The sequence below is a fragment of the Chryseobacterium proteolyticum genome (assembly GCF_046591535.1).
GTDB classification, from domain to species: Bacteria; Bacteroidota; Bacteroidia; order Flavobacteriales; family Weeksellaceae; genus Chryseobacterium; species Chryseobacterium proteolyticum.
Genome location: NZ_JBJLWK010000025.1, coordinates 1 through 856 on the forward strand (window position 1 = coordinate 1; position 856 = coordinate 856).

An 856-nucleotide genomic window follows, 5' to 3' on the forward strand; every position below is an offset into this window, starting at 1 on the left:
TTTGGGAAAAATATTTCTCAGGAAACAATCATGATTATTTGTCTTCTACCGTAGCTACCCAGGAAGGAGGCTTTCTAGTTTCAGGAACCTCATATTCCGGAAAGGGAATAGATAAAAAAGATGACTCCAAAGGAGGATCTGATATCTGGCTCATTAGAATTAATGAATTTGGAGATGAATTGTGGCAGAAAACTTTAGGAACAAGTGCTGATGAAGAAGCCAGATCAGTTATTCAAACCACAGATTTAGGATTTGTTGTAGCCGCAAATGTTCAGAATGCATCCAAAGGTTACGGTTCAAAAGATATCCTGATTATCAGACTCGATAAAAACGGAAAAGAACTTTCACAACTTATTTTAGGAGGAAGGGGATTAGACGAAGTGGAAAAGATGATCCCAACAAGAGACGGAGGAGCACTTCTGGGAATCTATTCAAGAAGCTCCGAGTTTCGTGTTTCCGATTCCGGAAATCAAAACTCAGCTACAGGAACCTCAAATTCCATGTCCCGTTACGCAAAAACAACTGAAAACTTTGGTGAAGGAGATTACTGGATCGTAAAATTAAACAAAGAAGGAAAAGTAGAGTGGGAAAAGAACCTGGGAGGAAAAGGAGATGATCATCTAAGAACACTGGCTTTAACCTCAAACGGTTATCTCATCGGAGGAGAATCCAGAAGTGAGAGATCCGGAAATAAAACAGTAGGAATAGAAGAAGGAACAGATTTGTGGCTGGTTTCTTTAAATGAAAGAGGAGATGAACAGTGGCAGAAATCCTACAACTTCAAAAACAGGGATGTTTTGATGGGTATGACTGCCCTAAATCAGCTATCAACTGACAACTCTCAACCCTCAACTAA

1 pseudogene is annotated in these 856 nt (G+C 39.6%); it reads left to right on the top strand.

The window, feature by feature from the left end:
* Positions 1 to 856: pseudogene (locus ACJ5H0_RS23065) on the top strand (T9SS type A sorting domain-containing protein); the annotation flags it as partial.